This is a genomic window from Pseudoalteromonas sp. 2CM37A, assembly GCF_023161885.1.
Lineage (GTDB): Bacteria > Pseudomonadota > Gammaproteobacteria > Enterobacterales > Alteromonadaceae > Pseudoalteromonas > Pseudoalteromonas atlantica.
In genome coordinates, this window is the sequence record NZ_JALNTJ010000021.1 from 1 (window position 1) to 7,409 (window position 7,409).

General features: G+C 33.3%; 5 protein-coding genes. All 5 read left to right on the forward strand.

Going from position 1 to position 7,409, the window contains the following annotated elements; all coding sequences use genetic code 11:
• The first annotated feature begins 188 nt into the window (after positions 1 to 188).
• The 5 genes from MTF68_RS19575 to MTF68_RS19595 all read left to right on the forward strand — a co-directional run bounded on the left by MTF68_RS19575 (position 189) and on the right by MTF68_RS19595 (position 7,035).
• The gene (locus MTF68_RS19575; RefSeq protein ID WP_248463403.1) at positions 189 to 800 is read left to right on the forward strand and encodes a DUF4303 domain-containing protein; all 612 of its coding nucleotides are present in this window, start codon (positions 189 to 191) and stop codon (positions 798 to 800) included.
• Between the two features lie 349 nt (positions 801 to 1,149).
• The gene (locus tag MTF68_RS19580; RefSeq protein WP_248463404.1) at positions 1,150 to 1,635 is read left to right on the forward strand and encodes a replication endonuclease; all 486 of its coding nucleotides are present in this window, start codon (positions 1,150 to 1,152) and stop codon (positions 1,633 to 1,635) included.
• Positions 1,636 to 1,965: 330 nt separating this feature from the next.
• A complete protein-coding gene (locus tag MTF68_RS19585; protein WP_248463405.1) occupies positions 1,966 to 3,072 on the forward strand; it encodes a DNA cytosine methyltransferase in 1,107 nt (368 codons plus the stop codon).
• Positions 3,072 to 4,418 carry a class I SAM-dependent methyltransferase gene (locus MTF68_RS19590; RefSeq protein WP_248463406.1) on the forward strand — a complete coding sequence of 449 codons (1,347 nt, stop codon included), beginning with the start codon at positions 3,072 to 3,074 and terminating at the stop codon, positions 4,416 to 4,418. The genes MTF68_RS19585 and MTF68_RS19590 overlap by 1 nt, the downstream gene beginning before the upstream one ends.
• The gene (locus MTF68_RS19595; RefSeq protein ID WP_248463408.1) at positions 4,402 to 7,035 is read left to right on the forward strand and encodes a BpuSI family type II restriction endonuclease; all 2,634 of its coding nucleotides are present in this window, start codon (positions 4,402 to 4,404) and stop codon (positions 7,033 to 7,035) included. Before MTF68_RS19590 ends, MTF68_RS19595 begins: the two co-directional genes overlap by 17 nt.
• Positions 7,036 to 7,409 lie beyond the last annotated feature (374 nt).

Consider the following 7,409-nt stretch of genomic DNA (forward strand, 5'->3'; position numbering starts at 1 on the left):
TTTTAGCTTTTAGCTTTTAGCTTTTAGCTTTTAGCTTTTAGCTTTTAGCTTTTAGCTTTTAGCTTTTAGCTTTTAGCTGTCAAAATTGTAAAGCGAGTAGGTTTATATTTACTCGCTTTTTATTTATAAATAAAGTTTAATATAAGCAAAGAAGGAAGAATAATCGCTTTAAAAGGAATTAGACTCTAATGAATAAAATCGAAAACTTTGAAGATATCTTATATAGAGAATCAAAATTAGCATTCACTAAAATTATTCAAGACCACGGTTGCGAGCTTTATGTTATTGGGTTTTACTTCACAGGAAGCTACAGCCTGCTGCCAATGTTTAATATTTTTTCAGATTTAAAAAAAGTCTTTGCAGAACAATACGACAACGAAGACGATGATTTTTTATTAGCTAAATGGAACGTTTCTGATTTCCCCTCCCTTGAAATGTACTCTGAATATTTTAATGATACAGAAGAAGCCTGTTATGAGTTTGATGACATAGACTACACAGCCTCTAGTGAGCAAGTAGATGACCAATGGGAGCAATGGTTAAACGTTTTAGAAAAAGTTTTAATTCGTTTAGACAGCGATGGTTTATTTTCAAATGGCATAAACCGAAATAAAATTACGCTCGCAATCCTTGCTTATGATGAGGAAGAAGCCGTTCAATTTGAAAGAATTAAACGAATAAATCCTCATGCCGCTTTAAAATATATTCAAAGCGATTTCGAAACTATGATTAATAACCGTAATGAGATGGAAAAATTATTAGTAATGGATGAATATGAACGTATTCAACAAGTGCAATAATGGTTATAAATAACACATATTATGCTCTAATAACACATGCCATTAGAGCATAAAACATCACAAATTTGAGCTAGTACAGCTAAACCTGCTCAAGTATTACTGCCAGATAGTTTAGAAGCATGTGAGTAAGTCGGTATTAAAAACTAGCCCTGTCAGGTTGTTATCGTTAACTAACTTTTTGAAATTGTCGGTGCAGTAAAGTGACAGACCTGATTGCATTTTCGATTTAAAAATAAGCTTATTGCTTATATCCTCATCATCAAAAACAAGTGACTTTAACCCATCTTCAAAGCCATCTAGATATGCTCTTTCTGTTAGGCTCAAATCCTCTTGAGCAAATATTAATGGATTGAACAAAGGCTCTGCAACTGGCTACATTCTAAAATACATAGCGAAAAATATAGATGGTGAAGGTGTAGGCGAAGATAAGTTTGGTAACGATTCACTACTTGTAGCGCAACGTATTGACGCGTGGGTATCGTGTTGGTGTATTCGCCAGTTTCAACAAATTGGCGGTGCTAGCGTATCAGTTTGGCGCGAATTAAGACGTTTATGCTCAATGTTTAAGGATAAAAAAGATAGCCTATTGGAACAAGCTCGCTTTGCTGCGGATAATAGCGATTGGAAAGGCTATATACTCGCTATGGGCGGTTTACACAAAAAGCTAAAAGATAGACCTATCAGGTTACATTACGACTTAAACATCGCTGAGGAAACTGGGGAGTGCTTACAAAGCTATTACGATGGTGAACTCACTCTCAAAGTAAAAGGCTTGTGGTTCGCTGGTAAAGCCATAATCACAAGGCATTATTCATGGAAGGTAGAAAAGGCATAACCTAAAGCTGAAACGAGTTAGCTAAAGCTCCCTATTATCTAAAAAGAGCTAAAGCTATCACATTTAGATAAAATTACAGTTAAATACAACATTTCAAATAGCTAAAGCTCTTAGCTAAGCTTTAGGTCATACAAACACCAGTACAAAGCCAAAAATTACCATTTGCCAGAATGGCAAAAAGGCTCTTACTTAAGTTCTGTAAATAACTGTACTAATCATAATTAATTAGTGAAATGTTTACGAATATTTGTTCCAATAACGACTGTCCAAATTAACAGTGAAATTATTTAGCTAAAAGTAAGTGATTTGCTTTTTAGTAGGGTTCAATAAATGACGAAAATAACAGTGGCCGGTCTCTTTTCTGGGTGTGGCGGATTAGATTTTGGTTTCTCGCAAGCTGGTTACAATATTGTATGGGCTAATGAATTGAGTGAGGATGCTGCTTTTTCTTATGAAAAACTTATAGGGCATAAACCTGTAGTTAGAGATATTTGGGATATTATTGATGAAGTGCCTGCCGTAGATGTCATTGTCGGAGGGCCTCCATGTCAGTCTTTTTCTTTAGTTGGCAAAAGAATTCAAGATGATCCTAGAGGCCAATTAGTTTTTGCCTATTTGGAAGTGATACAAAAAGTTATGCCTAAAGTATTTGTTATGGAAAATGTAGCAGGACTAACAGCATCAAAAATCAATGGTGAACGATTACCAGAACATCTGAAAAAACAGTTTGAAGAGTTAGGATATAAAGTAACAATAGAAAAGTTAATAGCTACGGATTACTTTGTACCTCAGAAAAGAAAACGAGTATTTTTGATTGGACACAGAAACGAAAACTTCAATGTAGTTATCCCTAAACTAAAGGATTTTGCAAAAATACTAAATGATCAAAGATTCACTAAAGAAATAAGCGTCTCAGAAGCACTGGATGACCTTCCTTCTCCCACAATCAAAGGGAGTAAAAAATGTATCCAATATAAATCATCGCCTCATTCTTCATACTCTGACTTAATGAGAAATAAAGCAGGTGAGCTAGTTAGCTTACAATCAATGCCTACTATGTCAGAAAAGGACCGAGAGTTCGTTAAGCATATCCCGCCTGGCGGAAATTATATGAATATTCCAGATTCCGTATCTACGACTAGGATTTTAAAGTTTAAACAAACAGGAGGGAGAACAACTACATATGGAAGGCTTCATTCTGAAAAGCCTGCTTATACCATAAACACGTACTTCAATAGGCCAAATGTAGGAGCTAATTACCATCACTCAGAGCAAAGGTTAATTACTGTCAGGGAAGCCATGCGGTTACAATCATTCCCAGATGATTTTACGCCTATTTATCGCAGTCAAAGATCACTGCATATGCAAATAGGAAATGCTGTACCTCCATTAATGGCAAGAGCTGTTGCTGAAGCTGTAAAAGGTTGCTTAAAATAATGTTGAGCGACCTAAAAAGAGAACCCAAACTAGGTCAAGTTTGGACTCCAAATAATCTTGCAAACCAAATGTCTAGAAGTCTTTTGAAACATCTAACCAAAGATGCCAATATAATCGATCCTGCGTGTGGCCCAGGTACTTTTTCGAAAGCATTAGCTAATAATACAAATCAAAACTTTTCTATTACGTGTTTTGATATAGATCAGCGTTTTTCCGAATTAACAGCAAAAATTAATTCAGAACTTAGAATAAAGTCTTCGATAAAAAATGAAGACTATTTATTGGATGATTCGTTAACAAGCTTATTTGATGGAGCAATATTAAACCCTCCATATTTACGACATGAAGAATTAAAAAATAAAAATAAATATGTCACTTTTTTGGAAAAAAAATACGCTGTAAAAATTGATAAGCGATCAAATTTATTTTGTTATTTTCTTTTGAAAACACTAAATGACCTTAAAGTCGGCGGTGTAATGTGTGCAATTGTCTATGATGCAATAAAAGAAACCGCATATGGAAAGAAAACACTTAAGCTTTTAAATAAGCATGCGGAGTTAATTAGTATTGAACATATTAAAACACCTTTTGATGAAGTTCTGGTAGATGCAAATATTCTAATTTATAAGAAAAGACGAGATGTTATTAATGAAAATATAATCTTAGATAATGATAAAAATAGTAACCTCGTAAACTTAGATGAACTTCTAGATACAAAGCGTGGAACATGCTTTATTAAAAGAGATATCTTTTTAGCAAAAAAAGAAGATCCTTATTATTATCTTTCAAGCCCTTTCTTCATAAAACAAGGGCACCTTAAAGGCTATGTTGTGCTTCCTGATAAAAGAGCATATATATTTAAAAAAAATCACCAAATGCCTGAAAGTTTTATTAAATGGATTAAAAACAAAGCTAAAATAAATGGAAAGGAACAATGTCGATTAACAAATAATAACGTTAATGCTCCAATTATTTTTAATTATTACATTAGAAACAATCCCAGACATTTAATAAACAAAAATAATATTAATGTATCTGATAACTTTTATGCTTCAACTCCAAAGCATAACTTTCCAGTTGAAGCAGCGTGGCTACTATTAAACAGCGATTTATTCATTAATAAAATATTAAATGAAGGTAGGAGTCAGGGAAGTGGTCTAATTAAACTCCAATTATTTGAATATAAAAACGCAAAATTACCCAACTGGAATAAACTAAAGCCTTCTGATGTGGATTTCATTGTAAAAGTCGCAAATAAATTATTGATAAATAAAGAGGAAAAGGCGAAAGTAGTTGACCAAGCTAACTCAGTTATAAGGAAGTATTTTAATGAATTCCAATCCTAGCTACCCTTTACCTAAAACAACAAGTGATGAAGTTCGAGTTTTTCATCCCTATTTTAAAGAAGCCACAGAATATGCATTAAAGATTTTAAATCTCGATACTGAATACGAGGTTCTTCATCATTTTACAACATCATCAGGCATAGTTGATTTTGTGATAATCAATAAGCTATCCAAAAAAGTTCTAATTCCATTTGAAATAAAACGTACTACAATGTCAACTCGCTCTTCAGGAAGAAGACAAGCTAGAGATTATTATAATAATTTAGGCGGCACAATGTCTTCTAAATACTATTGTTCAAGTAATTTAGAGTTGTTTGAAGTGTTTAAAGATAGCGACTCGAGAAAAGAAACACATACCCAGCAAGTGTTCTTGAAAAATGAAAATGTTGGAAGTTTTATAACTGACTCCAACAAAGTTTTTTTCAACAAACTTATAATTACTTTAACTGAAGTAATCGAAATAGTTGTTAATGATAACGGTGAATACCTAGATAAACTAACCAATATAAGAATTGAATTAGAAAATAGAATTAATAATATTACTGATTGGCATGAGTTTTTCGTACCAGCAACTTTTGAATATATAATTGGCATGTCTGAAAACTCGGTATTTCTTAAAAATACCATTAAAAAATTAGGCTGGCCTGTAACGGTGGAAACATATAAGTCCACACCAAATAAAATCATTGTAGCTGGGGCTAACTTAGATTTTAAGCAAATTTTTTCCAACCCAGTTCCAACACCTAATGATCCTAAATGTTTTAATTCAGAAGTATTAGAGGAAGCATATAATGCGGGTAAAGCGAGTTCTTTCGGTGAAGATATTGCTGAACTCGTTAACTCAATTTTAAAACCTCATGAGAAAGGCATAGTAGAAACAGATCCTGAACTCGCTAGACTTTTGTCTGTTGTAGCTAAAGACTCATTAGGCGGCCAATTGAAAGCAGATGAAATAATATGGGATCCATGTGCGGGTAGTGGTAGGTTACTTACTTCGATAGAGCCAAGTTTTAATAATGTTTTACCAAACCAAATTTGGGCAAATGAAATCAAGGAACGATTTAAGCAACCTTTGACATTAAGATTAGGTATGTCTTTTATTAATTCTATTTCCAGGACTAATAGGCCACTAGTATCTATAAGTAATATTTCAGAGATTGAGGTCAAGGACTGTGAGCGAGTAAAGGTTGTATTAATGAACCCTCCCTATTTATCGGGTATCGAAAGTAGTGAGAAAAAACAAGCGTTAGCCTCAAAAATTAGAACTCTAACAGGTAAAGCGTCAATATTGAACGAAGGTCAAATTGCTTTAGAGGCCGTTTTTTTGGAATTGGTTTTTAATCAAGTTAAAAACGAAACTGTTATTGCTTGTATTCTCCCTATTCAACATTTAACAAGACAAAGTAAAGAAGTAGAGAACTTTAGAAAATTCCTAATCAAAGATTTTGGACTAACACACATAGTCACTTACCCGATGGAAGGATTATTTTCTGAAGTAATGAAAGAAACGGTACTAGTTGTTGGTAGAAAAAACTCACCTACTGACGATGTTAAACTTGTTGAGATAAAATCAAGTGTTGCAAATGTTGATATCAACAAATTAATTTCTGGGCTCAATGATCCTAGAAATAACTCAGTTAGAGGTGTTAATTTTTCACAAATAAATCGTGCTGTTTTTACAAAGCAATCTAAACCTGGTTGGCGTAGATTACTAGGAGCAGGGATAGCGGCTGCTAGTTTTATAGAAAAGAACTACAAAAATTTCACATATCTTCCTTTATTTAGCGAAGATCCTAGTGATGTTAAAAAAATAATTAGTCGAGGAACACTTGGAAGTAAAGGAAATGCCAGATTAGCATCGATATCACAAACTGATGATGCTATGAAACCAGTGTTAGGGTTAATTCCAAAAAATTGGCAATGTTATGGACTTAATACATCTAAAGATGTGCCTAATATTTGTGATTCTAATACTCTTACTGATATTGCAATATTTCCAACTATAACCGCATATGAGAATGGAACTCCGGACAACGCAATACTTAATACTATTATTTCTAAATATTTAGATGTTTTATCTAATGAAGCAAGGGCAGCAGGTAAACAAGTTAAAGCGTCCAAACCTATTCCTCAAATAGTAAAAGATTTGAAGAGCAATCAAAAGATTTCAGCTTGTAGTGAGGTTTTAATCCCTAGAGCAACTAGGAAGTTTGCTCGTGTATGTATTTTAGAAGAACCGAACACTATCGTGTCAACAAACTTCATCAAGGTAAAGATTAAAGATAGGTTGACTCGAAAGTTAATGGCATCTTGGTTATTAAGTATTTTTGGCCAATTACAACTTGAATTGTTGGCTACACCTCAAGAAGGAATGAGAAAACTTGAACAAGGTACATTATCCAACTTTTTGGTTCCTGATTTTTCTAAAATAAATAAGGGAGATGATACTAAGTTAGCATCTCTCTTTAAGTCAGAAGTTCCATTAGATTTTAAAGATCCGGTAAAAAGAGAGACTGATGAAATATGGGCAAAAATATTAAACCCTATTTCGTCAGATATAATATTAGATGAAGCTTTTATTCTATTTAATCAGCTTGTTGAAGAGAGAGCACCTTAGCTATTAAAACTTTTCATATTTATTTTATATAAATATTTACCGACTACATATTGTCTAAATTAATTACAGGTAAGCGTTTATGTTTCTGATTTTAAATAACAATAGTTTCCGCATAAAATAATAAGTTGTTAGCCTTCAATGCGGCGTCTCCAAAAGCCGCTTATAGGTTGAAAATACATCTTAACAGATGAATATTTCGGGCAATTTTTTAAAAGGTATTTTAACTATATCTGCACAGAACAGTCATGTTGCTGCGCCATCTTTTACTGTAATCCATAAATTGTCAAACGGTCAATTTGGACTTCCCAGCTTTCACTAGACAGTTTCTAACTCAGAAAAATACGCTTCCTCAAACTTAGCTGGTGAAACACCGC